The 20,374-nt window shown below is 37.0% G+C and carries 20 protein-coding genes; 18 read left to right on the plus strand and 2 right to left on the minus strand.

All coding sequences use genetic code 11. The features are described from left to right. Positions 1-82: 82 nt before the first annotated feature. Complete coding sequence (locus J3U54_RS05475) at positions 83-424, minus strand: hypothetical protein (RefSeq protein WP_103751894.1); 342 nt, start codon at positions 422-424, stop codon at positions 83-85. Between the two features lie 9 nt (positions 425-433). Then, a complete protein-coding gene (locus tag J3U54_RS05480; protein ID WP_103751893.1) occupies positions 434-865 on the minus strand; it encodes an HIT family protein in 432 nt (143 codons plus the stop codon). Between the two features lie 90 nt (positions 866-955). On the opposite strand from J3U54_RS05480, the gene J3U54_RS05485 reads away from it, so the two are divergent. From J3U54_RS05485 to J3U54_RS05570, 18 genes are all read left to right on the plus strand, one after another. Further along, the gene (locus J3U54_RS05485; RefSeq protein WP_103751892.1) at positions 956-1,696 is read left to right on the plus strand and encodes an ABC transporter ATP-binding protein; all 741 of its coding nucleotides are present in this window, start codon (positions 956-958) and stop codon (positions 1,694-1,696) included. Further along, the gene (locus J3U54_RS05490) at positions 1,689-2,888 is read left to right on the plus strand and encodes an ABC transporter permease (RefSeq protein WP_267385380.1); all 1,200 of its coding nucleotides are present in this window, start codon (positions 1,689-1,691) and stop codon (positions 2,886-2,888) included. The genes J3U54_RS05485 and J3U54_RS05490 overlap by 8 nt, the downstream gene beginning before the upstream one ends. Positions 2,889-2,891: 3 nt before the next feature. Beyond that, entirely contained in the window at positions 2,892-3,551 is a 660-nt protein-coding gene (gene trmB, locus J3U54_RS05495; protein ID WP_220232139.1) for a tRNA (guanosine(46)-N7)-methyltransferase TrmB, read from the plus strand. Between the two features lie 32 nt (positions 3,552-3,583). Next, positions 3,584-3,904 carry a thioredoxin family protein gene (locus J3U54_RS05500; protein ID WP_103751889.1) on the plus strand — a complete coding sequence of 107 codons (321 nt, stop codon included), beginning with the start codon at positions 3,584-3,586 and terminating at the stop codon, positions 3,902-3,904. A gap of 20 nt (positions 3,905-3,924) precedes the next feature. Beyond that, complete coding sequence (gene ytpR / locus J3U54_RS05505; protein ID WP_267385381.1) at positions 3,925-4,572, plus strand: YtpR family tRNA-binding protein; 648 nt, start codon at positions 3,925-3,927, stop codon at positions 4,570-4,572. Positions 4,573-4,904: 332 nt separating this feature from the next. Beyond that, a complete protein-coding gene (gene murC / locus J3U54_RS05510) occupies positions 4,905-6,215 on the plus strand; it encodes a UDP-N-acetylmuramate--L-alanine ligase (RefSeq protein ID WP_267385383.1) in 1,311 nt (436 codons plus the stop codon). A 333-nt stretch (positions 6,216-6,548) separates the two neighbouring features. Further along, positions 6,549-7,820, plus strand: coding sequence for an SLAP domain-containing protein (locus J3U54_RS05515; protein WP_267385385.1), 1,272 nt, complete (start codon positions 6,549-6,551; stop codon positions 7,818-7,820). A gap of 208 nt (positions 7,821-8,028) precedes the next feature. After that, positions 8,029-10,704, plus strand: coding sequence for a DNA polymerase I (polA, locus tag J3U54_RS05520; RefSeq protein ID WP_267385386.1), 2,676 nt, complete (start codon positions 8,029-8,031; stop codon positions 10,702-10,704). Between the two features lie 13 nt (positions 10,705-10,717). Then, complete coding sequence (gene mutM, locus J3U54_RS05525; protein ID WP_103751884.1) at positions 10,718-11,548, plus strand: bifunctional DNA-formamidopyrimidine glycosylase/DNA-(apurinic or apyrimidinic site) lyase; 831 nt, start codon at positions 10,718-10,720, stop codon at positions 11,546-11,548. Then, positions 11,545-12,162 (plus strand): dephospho-CoA kinase, encoded by a 618-nt coding sequence (coaE, locus tag J3U54_RS05530; RefSeq protein ID WP_267385387.1) that lies wholly within the window; start codon positions 11,545-11,547, stop codon positions 12,160-12,162. The genes mutM and coaE overlap by 4 nt, the downstream gene beginning before the upstream one ends. Further along, positions 12,149-12,616 (plus strand): transcriptional regulator NrdR, encoded by a 468-nt coding sequence (gene nrdR / locus J3U54_RS05535; protein ID WP_267385389.1) that lies wholly within the window; start codon positions 12,149-12,151, stop codon positions 12,614-12,616. The genes coaE and nrdR overlap by 14 nt, the downstream gene beginning before the upstream one ends. Before the next feature lie 2 nt (positions 12,617-12,618). Further along, the gene (locus tag J3U54_RS05540; RefSeq protein ID WP_267385390.1) at positions 12,619-13,968 is read left to right on the plus strand and encodes a DnaD domain protein; all 1,350 of its coding nucleotides are present in this window, start codon (positions 12,619-12,621) and stop codon (positions 13,966-13,968) included. A gap of 8 nt (positions 13,969-13,976) precedes the next feature. Then, positions 13,977-14,870 carry a primosomal protein DnaI gene (dnaI, locus tag J3U54_RS05545; RefSeq protein ID WP_103751880.1) on the plus strand — a complete coding sequence of 298 codons (894 nt, stop codon included), beginning with the start codon at positions 13,977-13,979 and terminating at the stop codon, positions 14,868-14,870. Between the two features lie 384 nt (positions 14,871-15,254). After that, a complete protein-coding gene (gene thrS, locus J3U54_RS05550; RefSeq protein ID WP_267385391.1) occupies positions 15,255-17,186 on the plus strand; it encodes a threonine--tRNA ligase in 1,932 nt (643 codons plus the stop codon). Positions 17,187-17,401: 215 nt separating this feature from the next. Beyond that, positions 17,402-18,139 (plus strand): amino acid ABC transporter ATP-binding protein, encoded by a 738-nt coding sequence (locus J3U54_RS05555; RefSeq protein WP_270262716.1) that lies wholly within the window; start codon positions 17,402-17,404, stop codon positions 18,137-18,139. A gap of 3 nt (positions 18,140-18,142) precedes the next feature. Beyond that, positions 18,143-18,970: a transporter substrate-binding domain-containing protein gene (locus J3U54_RS05560; protein ID WP_267385392.1), complete on the plus strand. Its 828-nt coding sequence runs from the start codon at positions 18,143-18,145 to the stop codon at positions 18,968-18,970. Next, positions 18,967-19,605: an amino acid ABC transporter permease gene (locus J3U54_RS05565; protein ID WP_103751876.1), complete on the plus strand. Its 639-nt coding sequence runs from the start codon at positions 18,967-18,969 to the stop codon at positions 19,603-19,605. The genes J3U54_RS05560 and J3U54_RS05565 overlap by 4 nt, the downstream gene beginning before the upstream one ends. Before the next feature lie 17 nt (positions 19,606-19,622). Continuing rightward, positions 19,623-20,279 (plus strand): amino acid ABC transporter permease, encoded by a 657-nt coding sequence (locus tag J3U54_RS05570; RefSeq protein ID WP_103751875.1) that lies wholly within the window; start codon positions 19,623-19,625, stop codon positions 20,277-20,279. The last annotated feature ends 95 nt before the right edge of the window (positions 20,280-20,374 follow it).

The raw sequence follows: 20,374 nt of genomic DNA on the forward strand, positions 1-20,374 counted from the left end.
AATATAACATAAACTGGCAGCTCTAGTTTTTAATTTTATCGTTTTCACTAAAAAAACAAACTTTCTTTATAATTTTTTAGCATTATTCCGATTTCTTTGGCAGATTTTGTGTAATATCTTCACTAATTTTTTGTGTCTGTTTCTGCAATTGGGCGATTATCCGCGAAATGCTCATTTGATAATATTGAATATCTTTTTCCAATTCAGTAAGATTCTTTTTAACAGGAGGTAACGAGGCATTTAGTTCTTGGCGAGCTTCTTGCAAGCTCCCAATTGCGTTCGTTAAATCGCTGATATCTTCCTTTGTACCCTGAAATTGATCTTGAATTGGTTGACCAAGACGTCGACCGTTTTTGTCTCTAAATAATGATAAAACCATGCCAAATCCGGCACCGACTGCTAGTCCAAGACTAAATTTCTTCATAATTTCTCCTTAAAACTGGGCCTTAATTTGCTCTGCAATTTTTTGGTAATCTGCTTCAGTATAGTTTGCTTCGTTGTTTCTGGTAACGATTTTTAGACCATCACCTTCGAAACGAGGAACAAAATGAATATGTGAATGCATTACCACCTGATTTGCGCTAGCGCCATTATTGGTGCTAATATTCATCCCTGTAATTTTAGGGTCATAATTTTTGATTGCATTAGCAATCGCAGGAATATATTTTAAGAATCTCTGCGCATCGTCAGCTGTGTAATCAAAAAAGTTAGCAATGTGCTTTTTTGGGACCATCAAAGTATGACCAGGGTTTACTTGCGACAAATCTAAGAATGCCTTGACATCATCATTTTCAAAAATAGTGTAGCTAGGAACTTCACCACGAATAATTTTACAGAATAAACAATCTTTATCTAATTCAGCCATCTTTAAACCTCTTAACTTTGAAATGTAGTTTCCATTAATATCATGCTATCATATTAAATGAGGAAATTCATTAAAAGAAAGATAGGAAATATGGTTCTCAAAATAGAGCATTTGACTGGTGGATATACTGGTATACCAGTCATTAAAGATATTAATTTAGAAATTCAGCCAGGTGAAGCATTAGGAATTATCGGCCTAAATGGTGCGGGCAAATCAACTACAATTAAGCACATTCTTGGTTTACTAAGACCACAAAAAGGCAAAATTGTATTAAATTCGGTTGAATTGATTAAACAGCCGACTGAATTTAAACGGCAAATTGCATACATTCCGGAAGTTCCGGTTTTGTATGAAGAATTAACTTTGAAAGAACATTTAGAACTCACCATGATGAGTTATCAATTAGATGAAAAGAAAGCTTGGAAGCGGGCCAATGAACTGCTAAAAATGTTTAGGCTTGATGATAAGCTAGATTGGATGCCAATCTATTTTTCAAAGGGAATGAAACAAAAAGTGATGATTGTGACTGCTTTTTTGGCAGATACTGATTTGCTGGTAATTGATGAGCCTTTTACTGGCCTTGACCCACTTGCTGTTAGCAACCTGATTGATTTAATTAAAAAAGCGGTGGCGCAGAAAAAGATGATACTAATGTCAACGCATATATTGGCAGACGCCGAACAAGCAATTTCTAACTATGCTGTCTTGAACAATGGCAAGATTGAGGTAATTGGAAGTTTAACAGACATTAGAAAGCATTATGGCTTGAATGAATCCGATTCCTTTGACAAGATCTACCAAATCTTGAATGAGGAGCAAAGACATGCGTAAATTAGCTCAAAAAAGACTGCAATCCAATTTACAACAATCACTCAAATATCTGGTTTTAGTATTTAATGACTTTTTTATTTTGGCATTAATCTTTTTGTTCGGTGCCATAATGTTTTGGTATGCGCAGGCAATGAAAGCAATGCCAAGCCAGCGCTGGTTTTATCGTCCTTTGGTTGGGGCAATTTTATGGCTGCCACTATTGGTTGGAAAACTGGTTACGATGCTGAAACCGGCTGATTTACAGTTTTTACTGCCGCAAGATGAGCAGATAGATGACTATTTAAAGCCAATGTTTAATTATAGTTTGGTTGTACCTGGGATTATTCTTATTTTGCTGGCTGGAATTTTGTTTCCATTTGCGACTATTAAGGCAAAGATAGCACCGTTAGAATACATTCTAGCTGTTTTTGGTGTTTTTATTGCTAAAATTTTACAGTTGAAAATAATGGAGCATAATCTGTTCTTTAATCGCAAAATATCCTTACTAGCTGTCAATCTAGTGCTATTATTAGCTTTTATTTTAGGTCTGACTTCGGTCAAAATTTTTTATGTCGTACTCTTTTTATTGGTAATTTGTGTCGGGCTACTGATTTTTAAACCGCGTCATGATGCACTTTTTGATTGGCAATATGCGGTTGAATTAGAGCAAAAACGCAAAAGCAGGGTTTACAGTGCTTTTAGCATGTTTACCGATGTAAAAGAAAAAAGAGTGACAATCAAGCGGCGTAAGTACTTGGACTTTTTATTGCCTAAATCACTTGCACGTGAAAATCCTAACCGTTTTTTGTATCGGAGATCGCTTCTACGAAATCCCGAAAATATCAGCTTATTGGTGCGGATGACTGCTTTTGCCGTTTTAGTCTCCTGGCTTGTGCAAAATTGGTTATGGGCGCTTGGACTGTCATGCTTAGTAATCTTCTTGACGGTTTACCAATTGCTGCCAATGGCCAATGAATTTGATAATAATATTATGTATCGGATATATCCAATACAGCGAAATAATCGTGGGAAAGACTTAGTAATCGTTTTGGCACTAGCTTTAGTTTTACAATGGTTAATCATTAGTCTGTTTTGGTTGCTATTGCTGCCAATTAATTTAAACCTATTAGAAGCGTGCGTTGCCTTGCTCATCTTTAGCTTACTAATCGGACAGATTTATTTACCCGCAAAAATCAAGAAAAGGAAGATATAATTAATGAGGTTACGAAATAAGCCTTGGGCTGTTAAATTGGTCGGTGAACACCCAGAAAGCGTCTTAGATCGACCAGATCCGGCAAGTAAAATCGACTGGTCAAAAAGATTTACAGATATTTCTAGGCCGCTTGAAATTGAAGTTGGCTCAGGTAAAGGGCGCTTTATTACAACACTGGCTGAACAACATCCTGAAAAGAACTTTGTTGCTGTGGAATTGCAAATCACGGCGGCAGGAATTATTTTACGAACAAAACTGGAAAAGAAGCTCGATAACTTACAGATTCTTTGCGCTGATGCAGCTAATTTAGATTCATTTTTTAGCCCGCATAGCGCCGAAACGATTTACTTAAATTTTAGTGATCCATGGCCAAAGAGTCGTCATGAAAAGCGGCGCTTAACTTATAAGACTTTTTTGGCAAAATACCAAGCAATTTTGGCGCCACACGGCCATTTAGAATTTAAAACAGATAATGCTGGTCTTTATGCTTATTCTGTTTTGAGCATGAACAATTTTGGCATGCACTTTGACTTTGTCTCCGTTGATTTACATCATGAAAATGAAGAAATTGTGACGCGAAATATTGAAACTGAATATGAACATAAATTTGCAGCTAAGGGTAATCCAATTTATGCCCTCCATGCAGACTTTGGAGTAAAATAGTTGAGAAGCGATTTGAATTGAGAGGTTTACAAATGGAACAAATAAAAAAATTTGATGATGCAAAATTAGCTGAAATTACCAAAACTGGTCGAGTAGTTCTTGAGTTTTCAGCTGATTGGTGCCCAGATTGCCGCTTTTTAGACCCATTAATGCCGGAAATTGAAAGTGATTTTGCTGATAGCAAATTTTATCAAATTGACCGTGATGGCGCAGTAGATGTCGCTAAAGAGTTAAATATTATGGGAATTCCTTCTTTTGTTGTCTACCAAGATGGTCAAGAAATTGGTAGACTAGTTAATAAGGATCGCAAAACCAAGGAAGAAGTCGAAGACTTTTTGCGGTCACTTGACTAAGTGAAAGAGGATTATTGTAAATGATTACTAGTATTAATAAACAAAGTTATCCTAATACCTTGATTGTGATTTTAGGTCAAGGCCAAGGTAAAAGTGAATACGAAGAAAAAGAAGATATTACGCGTATTACTGACGAAAAAGGTAATGTCACAGGCTACAATTTCTTTAACGTTGACCAAGTAATTGATTATGACAAGTTACCAAATGGTGAGGTTAAACTTTCTGAAAAGGATTTAGCTGCTTTAAATCAAAAACTTGCCGATGCAGGTTTTGATGATAAGCTTGCTTATGGTAAGCCGACACTAGTTTACGGCTATGTGAAAACTTGTGAAAAACATCCTGATTCTGATCACCTGCATGTTACAACCATCGATGTTGGTAATGGTGAGGAGCATCAAATAGTTTGTGGTGCGCCCAATATTGCTCAAGGGCAAAAAGTAGTTGTGGCCCTTCCAGGGACATTAATGCCAAATGGTCAGATGATTTGGCCAGGTAATTTACGGTCAGTTGATTCATATGGCATGATTTGTTCTGCTCGTGAATTAGGCTTAGAACATGCACCACAAAAGCGTGGCATCATGGTTGTACCTGATGATTTCTCCGTTGGGGATGCATTTGACGCTGAGAAATGTGATGAATTGCTTGCCAGCGGCAAAATTAGTTTATAAAGTAAAAAGACTCCATCAATGTGGGGCCTTTTTTGCTTGAAAAAAGTTAGTGGTAGTAATAGTTAAAAAAATTTCCAAGTTAACTGGCTTGTGCTAAAGCTAATTGGACCACTACCGTCTTGGTGGTAAAGTTGAAATTTAACAACGGATGTTTTACTTAGAGCTAAGTATAATTAATGTACCGCAATGGTACTAATTAACTATCGTTTGCGAACAATTATGATCTTAAACTGTCAAAATTTTTCCGGCAGTTTTTCGGGAGTTTAAGCTCTTTTTATTGTAGTAATGGTAAAATAAGAAACGATGTTAAATAGAATTTTGGAGCTTAGAAAATGTTAGATAAAAATAAACAAATTTGGTTTATCGGAATTAAAGGTACCGGAATGGCTTCATTAGCCTTATTGCTTAAGGATTTAGGTTATGATGTAGCTGGTAGTGATATTGCAAAATATACTTTTACGCAGGTACCACTAGAAAAAGCTGGCATACCGGTAACACAATTTTCGCCAGATAACATTAAAGATTCAGGTCAAGTGATTGTTAAAGGTAATGCTTTTAAGAATGATAATGTCGAGGTTAAAGCTTGTGAAGATAAGCAGATTGCCTGGCAAAGTTATCCGGATACTGTTGAAGAAATCGTTCAAATGCATACAAGTATTGGTGTTTCCGGAACGCATGGGAAAACTTCTACAACTGGTATTCTTGCCCGTGTCATGGGTGAAGCTGCTCCAACCTCATATTTAATTGGTGATGGGGAAGGTAAGGGAGTGAAAGATTCGCGCTTTTTTGTTTATGAAGCTGATGAATATCGTAGACACTTCTTGGCGTATCATCCTGATTATCAAATTATGACCAACATTGATTTTGATCACCCGGATTATTTCAAAGACCAAGATGACTATACTTCAGCCTTTCAAACTGCTGCTAATCAGACTAAAAAGGCTTTGTTTGTTTGGGGAGGCAATGAGCGTTTGCAGGCATTAGAAGCTAAGATCCCTAAATATACTTATGGTTTTGAGGACAATGATGACTTTCAGGCTGTTGATGTCAACAGAACGACTGCGGGGGCTGAATTTACTGTTATTACACATGGTAAGGAAATTGGTAGGTTCACCATTCATCTATTTGGTGACCATAATATTTTAAATGCTACCGCCGTTATTGCTGTTGCTTACACTGAAAAAATTCCATTAGATGACATTAAAAAGGGGTTATTGTCATATACAGGGGCCAAAAGACGCTTTTCAGAAAAAGATTTTGGTGACATTAATGTGATTGATGATTATGCTCATCATCCTACTGAGATGCGAGCAACAATTCAAGCAGCACGTCAAAAGTTTCCTAACAAGCGATTAGTAGTTGTTTTTCAACCTCATACATTCACCCGGACAAAGAAATATGCAAAAGATTTTGAAGAAATTCTAGGCGGTGTTGATAAGGCATACATTACGCCGATATATGCCTCCGCTCGTGAAGCAAGTGGAGATATTTCCAGTAATGATTTAGTTGCTAACATCCCTGGTTCCGAAGTTATTAATCTAGATAATATTGCTGACTTAGCTCAAAACCAAGATAGTGTTATTGTTTTTATGGGTGCAGGCGATATTCAGAAATATGAAGATGCTTTAGAAAAATTGCTGTAATTGTATCTAAAATTTTGTTAATAGTTTAAGTGGAGTTTATGTTTAATTAACGTAAACTCCATTTTTCTTGTTTAATGTTGTCATAACAAAGTTGCTGGCTGGTCATAGCTTTAAAATACCCTCCCTCAGTCTGTTATTTAAGTTGTTATAACTTTATGTTCCGTCAATCTAGTAATGTTTATTGTTTAAATAGTTTAGTCAAAATATGGTTTCGATTTCTAGTCATATACTTTATTCGCTTATTCGCTTTTAATTTTATGTGAGTTTTTTCTTTATTAATTTCGATTTTGTTATAAAATTAATACTAAAATCTAAAACAGGTAGAGATATTATATGAAATTAAAGCAAAAAGCAGCAATTGGTTCAGTAGTCAGTATGTTTGCTCTTGGCTTGGTAGCTAATTTAAGTTTGGGTGCCCAGCCAATCGAGGCAACCGAAGAAACTAATGAAATAACACTAGCACATAACGCCTATGTTTATAATAAACACGGTAAGCGTTTAAGCAAGTTTCAAGGAAGCAAGCAAAAGGCGCATTTAAAAAAGGGCTTAAGTGTACCTTTCGTCGGTAAAATCGAACCGATTGAGCATAATGACAAACAGTTTTATCTTTTAAATGATGATAATTATCATCAATCATGGTTGCCTTACCATAAAATTGGTGGAGAATACTTTTACAGCTTGGGTTCAGGCGGCTTTGTTAAGGCAGTAAATGTTGGTCAAGTTAACAATAAGCCACTTTATACTCATGAGGCAAAGGTCAAAATCGCTAAAAAGGTAAAACCTTATACAGCAGGAATTGGTAAAGATAAGACGGTTATCAAGCCCGGAAAAACTTATCGAGTAGACAGTATTGCTGCATTAACGACCGATTCTAAGCCTGTAGTTAATTACAGAATTAGCGGAACGATCGAAGCTTTTATTCCTAAGAAAGATTTGGCTGTAACCCCCCGGCAGAATTTGAAACTGTATACGCAAGCTACATATGTCTGCTTTTTAAAAACGGCTGGGACTTATGACATCACCGCAACAGCACTTCCGACTGAAAGTGCAAATTCGACTTTTAACACTGGTGACATGTATCCAGTTGAAAAACTTACTTATTTATGGAATTCTAGTGAAAAGAAGGCTGAATTATTTTACCTGTTAAAAGATTCATGGGCTAAACCACGTTTTTATTCGCTAGCAAATTATCAGCCAGCAGCTACGCCAAGTTTAACTTATGTTAAGGTTGAGGGAACAAATTACATTTCAGGCCCATACTTGAAACCAAATAATACTCCAGAACAAGCGCAAGCGGATGCTAAAATTGCTACTAAAGAAGATAAACAAAAATTACAGACTTTAGTTGATCAAGAATTGATTACACCATACCAAAAAGACAATAATTTTACCCTTTGTGGTTTTAGATTTGGTTATGCGTTGCAATTAGCACAAAATACCTTAAAATCTGAAAAGGCCACAATTGCCGAGGTAAAAGAAGCGACTGCAATTTTGCAAAAAGCTCATAGTAACGTGTTGAATTGCACACCAAAACAAGAAAAAGGCGATCAGTTGTTAGGAACCAGTACGCCATATTTGTTAGAGCGTCAGAATTTTATTCAATAAATAGCGAGTTAGAGCATTGAAATTAAGTTTTCAATGCTTTTTATTAGCCAAAAAACGGGTTCTAAATTTAAAATTTGGCTTTTGAATTGAAGTTAATTGGCCAAAATGTATAGCAAATCTGAATAAAAACAGTATTATGCCAGAATGCCGTAAAAACTGGTAAAATGGTAGTTGAATTAAAGACCAGTGATAATTGTGAGGAGATCTAATGGCTAATCAAAAATTACTTTTAATTGATGGTAATTCTGTTGCCTTTCGTGCGTTTTATGCACTTTATCGTCAACTTGAAAATTTCAGAAACCCTGAAGGATTGCATACAAATGCCATTTATACTTTTAAGAATATGCTTGATGTTGTTTTAAACAATGTTCAGCCAGATCATGTTTTAGTTGCTTTTGATGCGGGTAAAACTACTTTTAGAAATAAGATGTATGCTGATTACAAGGGTGGCAGACAAAAAACCCCAGGTGAACTTTCTGAGCAGCTACCATATGTGCAAGAACTATTGCACGATTTAGGCATCTCGACTTATGAATTAGAAAACTATGAAGCCGATGATATTATCGGAACCTTTGCAAAAATTGGTGAAAAAAATGGTTTTGATGTAACCGTCGTAACTGGGGATAAGGATTTAACGCAGCTTGCTTCTGAGCACACTACGGTGATGGTAACCAAGTCAGGTGTGATGAACCTTGAGTCCTATACGCCTGAACATATGAAGGAAGTTAATGGTGTTACCCCAACTGAATTTATTGATATGAAGGCCTTGATGGGAGATAACTCGGACAATTATCCGGGTGTCACCAAAGTAGGACCAAAGAAAGCATCGCAGTTAATTCAAGAATATGGTTCAGTTGAAAACTTATATGATCATATTGATGACATGAAAGCATCAAAGCTAAAAGAAAATTTGCTTAATGATAAGGATAAAGCCTTGTTAGGTAAAAAATTGGCTACGATCAACTGTGATACGCCAGTAACCATTGGAATTGATGATATTAAAAGACGGCCGGTTGATTACCAAAAGTTGCGGCGTTTTTACGAGAAAATGAATTTCCGCAAGTTTTTGAGTGAATTAACTCCTGACGGTGATTCTAGTAAAAATGAGACATCCCAAGATTCGCATGTCAAAATGGAATACACCGAGTTAACCAAGAACAACTTGGCTAAAATTACGGTTAATGAAGGCGATGAGGTCATTTTTTACTTAGGGATGCTGGGACCAAATTATCATTTGGCCGAGTTCGTCGGTTTTGCCTTTAAGATTAGCAAACAGATTTTTCTAAGTCGCGACGTAACGCTATTACAGGATGCCAAGCTAAAACAGATTTTAGAAGATAAGAAAATTAGCAAAGATGTTTTTGACCTTAAGCGGACAACTGTGGGGCTCAATCGTTTGGGAATCCACGCACATGGGATTGAATATGATATGCTGCTAGCTTCTTATTTGATTAATAATGAAAATAATTCGGATGACATGGCCGAAGTCTGCCGGATGTATGGGAATGACACTGTCAGAAGTGATCTTGACGTTTATGGCAAAGGTAAAAGTGAAAAGATTCCTACTGATGACGATGTGCTGTATAATCATTTAGCCACCAAAGTCGAAGCAATTGAAACCTTGAAAGAAAAGCTGCTTGCCAAACTAAAAGAGCATGAACAGGATGATTTGTTTGCAAGTATCGAAATTCCAGTGGCACGCGTTTTAGCGATTATGGAAATAAATGGAATCAAGGTTCAGGCTGATACTTTAACTGAGCTGCAAGATGAATTTGCTGTTGAACTTAAAAAGATGGAAAAGCAGATTTATGATGAGGCTGGTGAAGAATTTAATATTAATTCGCCGAAACAACTTGGTCATATTCTGTTTGAAAAAATGGGCCTTAAGCCAATTAAAAAGACTAAAACCGGTTATTCAACATCAGTTGATGTCTTGAACCAGTTAAAAGATGAAAATCCAATTATCGGGCAAATCCTTTCTTACCGGCAAATTGCTAAGATTCAGTCAACTTATGTTAATGGCCTGCTAGATGTTATTCAAAAAGATGGTCGAGTTCATACACGGTATCTGCAAACTCTAACGGCAACTGGACGCCTATCTTCGGTTGATCCTAATTTACAAAACATTCCGACGAGAACAGAGGAAGGTAAGCAAATTCGAAAGGCTTTTGTTCCAAGTGACCCTGATGGTTATATCTTTTCTTGTGATTATTCTCAAATTGAATTGCGTGTTTTGGCTCAAGTTTCTGGTGATGAACAAATGCAAGAAGCATTCAGGACCGGCTACGATATTCACGCTCATACCGCAATGAAAATATTCCACTTGAAGTCAACCGATGATGTTACGCCATTAATGCGGCGCAGAGCAAAGGCAGTCAATTTTGGTATTGTCTATGGTATTTCGGATTATGGCTTATCGAAAAATCTGAATATTAGTAGAAAACAAGCCAAAGAATTTATCGATAATTATTTTGAGCAATACCCGCAAATTAGAGAATATATGGATAAGGCCGTTAAATTTGCTCGCGAAAAAGGTTACGCAGAAACAATTATGCATAGAAGACGGTACTTGCCTGACATTCATGCAAAGAATTATAATGTGCGGTCTTTTGCGGAAAGGACTGCAATTAACTCACCAATTCAGGGTTCCGCTGCTGATATTATTAAAATTGCGATGATCAATATGCAGAAGAAATTGAATGATTTACACCTTAAGACTAAAATGGTGGTTCAGGTTCATGATGAGTTGATTTTTGATGTGCCAAAAGATGAGATAGAAACAATTAAAAAGATTGTCCCAGAGGTAATGCAGTCTGCCGTTACTCTTGATATTCCGCTTGTCGCTGATTCAGGGTACGGTCATAATTGGTTTGATGCAAAATAAGGAGTAATAATAAATGCCAGAAATGCCGGAAGTAGAAACGGTTCGCCGTACTCTTCTCCCCTTAATTAAAGGAAAAACGATTAAAGAAATCACGCTGTGGTATCCCAAAATTATTGCTAGTGATCCAACAGAATTCGTTCAAAAGCTTACGGGTCAAGAAGTAGTGGCAATTGACCGGTATGCAAAGTATTTATTGATTCGGCTGACGAATGATTTAACTGTAGTTTCCCATTTACGCATGGAAGGAAAGTATCGTCTAGTTGACGTGGCTGCACCGAAAGATAAACATGATCACGTGCAGTTTGCTTTTACCGATAATACAGCCTTGCGTTATAATGATGTCCGCAAATTTGGCCGAATGCAATTAGTTAAAACTGGAACAGAAAAAAGAACAACAGGAATTAGTAAACTGGGCTTTGAACCTAATTCTCATAAATTCACGGTTGCTTATTTTGCAAATTGTCTTAAGCATAAAAAGAAAAATATTAAAAATACGCTTCTTGATCAATCTGTAGTTGCCGGTTTGGGCAATATTTATGTCGATGAAGTTTTATGGCTAACTAGAATTCATCCGTTAAGTATGGCCAATAAGATTCCACCTTCCAGAGTGAAACAATTGCATGACAATATTAATTCTTTGATCAAATTAGCTATTGCTGAGCGTGGGACAACCGTGCACACTTATCTGGATGCTAATGGTGAAACTGGCGGCTTTCAGAAAATGTTGCGGGTATACGGACATAAAGGTGAACCATGTGCAAGATGTGGAACCCCTCTTGAAAAAATTAAGGTAAATGGTCGTGGAACAACATATTGTCCTAAATGTCAGGTGAATTATCAATGACCATTGTCTTAGGTCTTACTGGGGGAATAGCTAGCGGTAAAAGTACAGCTGATAGCTTTTTTATAAAAAAGCATATTCCAGTAATTGATAGTGATTTAATTGCTCACCATATTTTAGATATAGGTGAAAAGGGCTACAATTTAGTAATTAATTATTTTGGCGATCAGTATTTAGCAGCAAACAAAACAATTGATCGCGCAAAGTTAGGTAAATTAGTTTTTAATTCACCTAAAGACTTAGCTAAATTAAATGAAATTACCCACCCGTTGATTTTTCAAGAAATCGAGACTAAAATTAGCCAACATAAACAGGAAAATGAGCCACTTATCATAGTAGATGCACCGTTATTATTTGAGTCAGGTGGTTTAAGCTATTGTGACCGCAGTTTGCTGATTGCTGTACCTGAAAAAATGCAAGTAAAACGCTTGATGGCGCGCAATCACATAACTGAAGCTGAAGCATTAAAGCGAATTAATAGTCAGATGCCTTTAGCGCAAAAGCAAAAATTAGCTGATTATGTTGTTACAAATACTGGTACAATAAAAGAACTAGAAGACAAATTAAACGAGTTGCTACTTAAATTAATAAAGGAGGACCAGTATGGAATGTCCTAATTGTCGGCAAAATGCCTCGCGCGTGATTGATTCTCGACCGAGTGATGAAAATCGTGCTATTAGAAGACGGCGTGAATGCGAAAACTGTGGTTATCGGTTTACTACTTTTGAGCGAATTGAAACAACACCATTATTGGTAATCAAAAATGACAATACCCGGGAACCTTTTAACCGAAAAAAGATTTTGCATGGTGTCATGGCAGCTGGTCAAAAGCGTCCAATTACAAGCTCGCAGTTCGAGCAATTGGTTGATCACGTTGAAAATAAGGTTAGACAGCAGGGAGTAAGTGAGATTTCTTCGAAGAAAATCGGTCAACTAGTGATGGATGAATTGGCTGAACTAGATGATGTTGCTTACATTCGCTTTGCTTCCATTTACCGTGAATTTAAAGATATGTCTAGTTTCATGAAAACAATGGAGGATATGATTGCTAAGCGAGAGAAGGGGAACTAGAAATGTTTGAGACCCCTAATCCCAAACAACCATTTTTTATTGCTAACCGAGTTGATATTTTCCCAGAAGATGTGCGGGTTCTGGTTAAACTTTATCAGCCGTTGATTGGTTCACTAGCATTTTCCTTATATTTTAGTTTAAATGAGGACTTTAATGCGCATGCAATGCTATCGGACTCAACGGGTATTTATGCTCTACAAGAACAGCTTGACTGTGATGTTAAGCACTTATTTTCTGCTTTACATAAGCTCGAGGGCGTTGGCCTAGTTCAGACGCGTTTACTTAATAATGAAATCATGGGACAAGTGCTTGTTTTTCGCTTAACCTGCATCCCTAGCAGCAGTGAATTTTTTTCAACGCCTCTTTTAGCAAGCTTACTTAAAGAAAAAGTTGGTATTTCTGCCTTTCAAAAATTAAGTAAAGATTTTGCTCGTGAAAGTAAGTCTAAGCAGAACCAAGTTAATGGTATGCAGAATGCTGATGATATCTCTGCTTCGTTTATGGAAGTTTTTCGTTTGCCTGAGCAAGAAGCAATTGAGCCTTCAGTTGATGTCAAATATGCCGCAAAAGAAAATAAAACAGACAATAATATCAAAGCTACTATTAATGAGCATGATACGGTTGACTGGAATTTCATGAAACAGCAATTTGAAATTTACCAGATTCCAGGAACGGAGATTGACCGTAATCGGGAAGCAATCCGCTCTGTAATGCGTACTTACGGGTTAACAGAACAAGAATTTGTCGATGAGGCCCTGACAAGTATTCACGGTGATTATCACTTGGATATGGTGCAAATTAAACAAGCGATTGCTAGTGGAATTCACGGCTCTCATACTAGGGCTCGAATTAAGCAAGAGACTAAGAAATATAATGATGATCAACCGATAAATGCTAAATTGAGTAAAAATGAGCAGCAAGTATTGCAACTAGCTAAAAGTAAATCACCAGCTCAATTTTTGTACCGGTTGAAGACTGATCGGCATGATTATGTTGATGCCAGTGAATATAAAGTACTTGATAGTTTATATAATGAAAAGGGAATCCCAGCTGATTTGCTTAATATCTTAACTTATGCCTGCTTAAAAAGTGCACCGAATATTTCATACCGCTTGGCTAATCGGATTTTACATGATTGGCTTCAACATGGTGTTAAAGATGGGGCCCAAGCAATTGAATATATGCAAAAAAGGGAGCAAAATAAGGTTAAGTACCCCCGTTATGTGCAAAATAAACGCGTTGAAAAAGGTACTGATTGGAGTAAGAAAAAATCTAGTGTTAAGTCTGATGTTTCTTCAGCTGACTTAAAAGACTTTTTCAAAAAATTTGAAGATCAAAATGGCATGAAGTAGGTGAAAAAATGAAGTCAATCAATAATTTTTTAGACAAGAAAAAAGCCGACCATCTTGATGTAGCTAAGATTCGGGCCGAGATTCTATCCGAGCCAAAAATTAAACAGTTTATTAGTGAAAATCAAGATAAAATCACCTCTGAAATGATTGATAAAAGCATGTCTGCTTTATTCGAATTTTACCTAGATCAGCAGAATAAAAAAGATCCAGTGACCAAGGGTTATCGGCCTAAATTAATCTTGAATACGAATGCAATTGATATCATTTATGCTCCTGAAAATAGCAAGTTGGAACATGATCGTGAACTTGCAGCTAAAAAGCACTTGCGCTTAATTAATTTGCCTAGCAGCTTGCATGATGTTCGTTTAAGTCAGGTGGAAATAACACCGCAGCGCCAGCAAGCAATGGCTGAGATTGGGCAATTTTTGACAGCTTACTCACAGAATGCGCATCAAAAAGGCCTGTATTTATCCGGTAACTTTGGTGTCGGTAAAACATTTATCTTGGCCGGTTTAGCTAATTCTTTAGCGATGATGAATAAGTATGTCATCTTTATGCATGTTCCTAATTTTATTGCTAGCTTATCCAGTCACTTTAATGATAATAGTCTAATGACTGAAATTAACCGGATTGCAAACTGTGATGTATTAATTATGGATGATATTGGCGCTGAAAATTTGAGCCAGTGGTCACGCGATGAAGTTTTAGCTGTTATTTTGCAATCAAGAATGGATAATCAACTACCGACATTTTTCTCTTCCAACTTTTCAATGGATGATTTGGAAGAGCACTTCAAAGAAACCAAAAATGCCATTGATCCAATTAAGGCTGCCAGATTGATGGAACGAGTACGTACTTTGGCTAAAGAAGTCATTGTTTCTGGACCAAACAGGCGGCGTTAAGATTTTTTTGATTTTTGTTGAAAAAGGGACCTAGTGCGCGAGTTACAAGAGTGATTAGAGTTCTGATAAATTCTAGATCACACATTTTACTCACTTAATTTTAAAAATTTCTTGCAATTACTAATTAAGCATGTATAATAATATGCAATGAATGAACATGATAGGACTCAATTCAGAGAGTGGAACAGTATTCTGGAAGTTGCACAAATGAGTTTTACCCCAATCATTCAAACTTAAAAAGTAATTAAAATGGGTGAATTCCACTATCAATTCATATTAAGAGGGTTAGTCTGACTAACTGAATTTTGGGTGGAACCACGTTAAATGCGTCCCAGTGCAATTAAGTGCACTGGGACTTTTTTGTTTTTAGTTTTGGAGGTATATATGGGTTTTTCAATTACTTTGCCAGACGGATCAAAGCGTGAATTTGACCAGGCAATTACAATCGGTGAATTAGCACACGGCATTTCAACTTCACTTGGTAAGGCGGCATTAGCCGGAAAAGTTGATGGCAAGCTGCAGCCGGTTGACTTTGAACTTAACCAAGATGCCCAAGTGGCAATTATTACTGATAAAGATGAAGAAGGTTTAGCTGTTTTGCGTGCAACGGTGGCATTTGTATTTGAAGCTGTTGCTAAAAAGGCATATCCTGAACTTCATTTTGGAGAACATGCAGCTGATGATGATGGCTTTTTCGTTGATACTGACAAGGAAAACCAAATTAAAATCAGTGAACTGCCACAACTAGAAAATGCTGTCAAAAAGGTGGTTAAAGCTGGTGAAAAAATTGAATCAGTAATTTTACCAAAAGCAGAATTAGCTGACAGATATCAGGATGATCCGTTTAAATTAGAATTATTAAAAGAAGAAAATGAAGAAGTCCACGCATACAAGCTAGGCGACTTTGTTGATTTTGGTTTTGAAGCACTTTTGCCAAATACAGGTAAAATTAAGCAATTTAAGTTACTATCTGTTGCCGGCGCATACTGGCAAGGTCAATCTTCTAACCCAATGCTTCAACGAATCTCCGGAACTGCCTTCTTTAAAAAAGCAGATCTTGACGCTGACATTAAGCGCCGTGAAGAGATCAAAGAGCGTGATCACCGAACAATTGGCCGTGATTTAGACTTATTCTTTGTTGATCCTAAGGTTGGAGCTGGTCTTCCTTACTGGATGCCAAAGGGAGCAACAATTCGTCGCGTTGTTGAACGCTATATTATCGATAAGGAAGTCGCTGATGGTTACCAACATGTTTATACGCCAGTCTTAATGAACGTTGATGCGTATAAGACTTCAGGTCACTGGGCACATTACCGTGATGATATGTTTCCACCAATGGACATGGGTGACGGTGAAATGCTTGAACTTCGGCCAATGAACTGCCCATCACATATTCAAATTTACAAGCATCATATTCGTTCATACCGTGAATTACCTATTAGAATTGCTGAATTGGGAATGATGCATCGTTACGAAAAATCCGGTGCTTTATCTGGTTTGCAACGTGTTCGGGAAATGACTTTAAATGATGGTCATACATTTGTAACTCTTGATCAAGTTCAAGAAGAATTTTCGAAGATCTTGAAATTGATCATGGAAGTATACAAGGACTTTGATATCACTGATTACTACTTTAGACTTTCATATCGTGATCCAAAGAACACCGAGAAGTACTTTGCTAATGATGAAATGTGGGAAAGAAGTCAATCAATGCTGAAAAAGGCAATGGATGATATGGGTCTTGACTACGTTGAAGCAGAAGGTGAAGCTGCCTTTTACGGTCCTAAGCTTGATATTCAGACTAAGACTGCCTTGGGTGCAGACGAAACGATGTCAACTATTCAATTAGACTTTATGTTGCCAGAACGCTTCAACTTATCTTATGTGGGTCAAGATGGTGAAGAACACCGTCCAGTCATGATTCACCGCGGAATCGTTGGTACGATGGAACGTTTCATTGCTTATCTGATTGAAATTTATAAGGGTGCTTTCCCAACTTGGCTTGCACCAGTTCAAGTGGAAGTAATTCCAGTCAATCTCGATGCTCATTCAGAGTATGCTAAGAAGGTTCGTGATGAACTCAACAAGCAAGGTTTCAGGGCTGAAGCTGATCTGCGCAATGAGAAATTGGGCTATAAGATTCGTGAATCGCAAACCCAAAAAGTACCATATACCTTAGTTTTGGGTGACAAGGAAATGGAAGCAAATAATGTCAACGTTCGTCGCTATGGTACCGAAGAAGAAGTAGCTAAGAGCTTTGACGAATTCTTATCCGAAATTAAACAAGATGTTAAGTCATATTCAAGAAATGACTAAAATAGCAAATTTAAATTTTAATTACTTATTTAAGAGGCCAACAATTGTAGAATAGCAACTTGAACATTAATGATAAAATCTGCTGGAACTTTGCAGGTCGGGTAACAAAATGTAGTGTTGACGGGATGCACTTTTGATTTTTCAATCAATTGTTAAGAAAAGCATGATGTGTTTTAGTTGGTTAATGATCGGCATAACACAAAGGAGCACTAAAAATGTCAATGATAGAATTTCACGACGTGCAAAAATATTACGGAAAATTTCACGCTTTACACGATATTAATTTGGAGATAGATAAGGGTGAAACAGTAGTTTTAATCGGTCCTTCTGGCTCGGGTAAAAGTACACTAATTCGTACGGTCAATCGTTTGGAATCAATTCAGGGCGGCAAGTTAATAGTTAATAATCAAGATTTATCAAATCCTAAGACCGATTCGAATCGATTGCGTCAAGATGTAGGAATGGTATTTCAACACTTTAACCTTTATAAAAATAAAAATGTGTTAGAAAATATTATGCTTGCACCACGCATAGTTAGCCATATGCCGGAAGAAGAAAATAAAAAGCAGGCGATGGATTTACTTAAAATGGTTGGCCTAGAAGATAAGGCGCAAAATATGCCTGCTCAAATATCTGGTGGTCAAAAGCAAAGAGTTGCGATTGCACGCTCTTTAGCCATGCGACCTAAATTACTCTTATTTGATGAACCTACTTCAGCTCTTGATCCAGAAATGATTGACGATGTTTTACAGGTAATTAAAAAGGTAACTTCAGCAAGTGATATGACATCGCTGATTGTGACCCACGAAATGGGTTTTGCCAAGGAAGTTGCTAACCGGGTTATCTTTATGGACCAGGGTCATATCGTAGAAGATGATGAAAGTCAGGCTTTCTTCAAACAGCCTAAGACAGAACGAGCTCGGCAATTTCTGAGCAAAATTATTTCGCACTAGGAGGTGGCCAGCATGAAAAAACTACTGTGGCCCCTAGTCATAATTTTCAGTGCGTTCGTGCTGACTGGTTGTGGTAAGAAAGTGACTGATCAGTCAGCTTTAAAAAACGTTCGTTCCACCAATACAATAACTTGGGCTGTTGAAGGTGATAAAAGATTATTTAGTTTAATTGATATTAGAGATGACCAAGAAAAAGGCTTTGATATTGATATGGCAAAGGCAATAACCAAAGAAATTTTAGGCCCTAAGGGTCAAGCAAAATTTACTTTGGCAACTTCACAATCAAGGATTCCTTTGCTCAAAAACGGCAATGTTGATGCGGTGATTGCGACACTAACAATCACCCCAGAACGGGCTAAAGTGATTAGTTTTTCTAAATCTTATTTTCAGGCAGGTAAGTCTTTACTAGTCCCTAAAGGTTCTAAAATTAGAAAAGCAAGCGATTTGAATGGTAAAACGGTTATCGGAATCGTGGGCGACAATTCTGTTGAGGTAATCAAAAAAGTGGCGCCTAAGGCCAAAGTGGTGGCCATGCAGGACTATGGTCAAGCAGTTTCCGCTTTGAAATCACATCAAGGTGATGCCTTAACAAGTGATAACGGTGTTTTATATGGTTTAGCCGCTCAAAGCCCAGACAGTTTAGAAGTTCGCGGCGGTACTTTTACCAAGGAGCCGTATGGTATTGCAGTTAATAAAAATCAGGAACCATTTCATAAAGCAATTAATCGTGCGATTGACCATATTTACAGTAGTGGTGAATATAACCGATTAATCAAGAAGTGGTTTGGTCAAGTACCAGGTTTTAACTATAAGGAGATGTATTACAAATGATTAATATTTTCAGTCACTTTGGTAATCAGCTTTTTGATGGTTTTGGCTGGACGCTATTGGCCAGTTTATTAACACTGATTTTTAGCTTAATCTTTGGCGTGTTAATAGCATTATTAGAAGTTATTCCGAATAAGTTTGCTAATAAAATAGGTAAGACGTATGTCGAAATTTTTCGAAATATTCCCTTACTAATTATCGTAATGTTCTTTTACTTGATTGTTCCCAAGTACTTTGTGCAAATGGACGGCTTTACTGCTGGAACTATTGGCTTATTCCTTTATACAGCGGCTTTTATTGCTGAAATCATTCGCTCAGGTATTCAATCTGTGTCAAGTGGACAGATGGAGGGAGCTCGTTCAACTGGAATGACGTATAAGCAGGCAATGCAGTATATTGTTTTGCCACAAGCGATAAAAATTGTGATTCCACCTTTAGGCAATCAATTTGTCAATCTGATCAAAGACTCTTCAATACTGGCATTTGTGGCAGGATTTGACTTAATGTATCAGGCAAATGCAATTGCGTCTGTTACTTTTGATACAATCAACAGTTACTTGGTAATTGGTGTCTTATACTTGCTCATCACCATGCCACTGAGCTACTACATGCAATATTTAGAAAAGAAGTTAGCTTAAGGGAGGCGACTAAAAAGATGCAAACATGGATTGAAGCTTTATCTTGGCTAAACTTTGGCTTTCTACTAAAAGGTTTAGCCGTGACATTATTTATTTCAGTAATTGCGATTGTGCTAAGCTTTGTTTTAGGCTCAATTTTAGGTATTATCCGTTACTCTAAAATAAAGTTTATTTCAGCAATTATTGGTTTTGTGGTTGATTTAGTTCGTAACTTACCCTTATTGTTGATTATTTTCTTTACTTACTTTGGTCTTCCCAATATCGGTTTAAGACCGGGTGCAATTCTTTCAGCAGTAATTGCAATGACAATCTTTGAATCAAGCATGCTAGCGGAAATTGTCCGCTCCGGGATTCAATCAGTCGCGGTTGGTCAAATAGAAGGTGCTCGTTCAACCGGGATGTCATTCGTTCAGGCTCTGTGGCACGTGGTTTTGCCGCAAGCGTACCGGCACATGATTCCAACTATCATTGGCCAGTTCGTTTCTTTAATTAAAGATACATCATTAGCCACGATTATCGTGGTTCCAGAGTTAATGCAGCATGCACAAGTGATTTATGGCCAAAATGCTAATTACATTGTGCCAATGTTTGCAGCATTAACACTGCTATATTTCATAATCTGTTTTACGTTGTCGATGGCAGGTAGCTATTTGCACCGCCACATGGCAAACTAAATTAGTTTAGGTAGTCAAATAACATTTAAATATTTTAATAAAAACAAGTTAGTATGAAAAAGTCGTTTTTCTAAAAAGCGGCTTTTTTGTTTATT

It is taken from the genome of Lactobacillus sp. B4007 (assembly GCF_026535895.1).
Lineage (GTDB): Bacteria > Bacillota > Bacilli > Lactobacillales > Lactobacillaceae > Lactobacillus > Lactobacillus panisapium.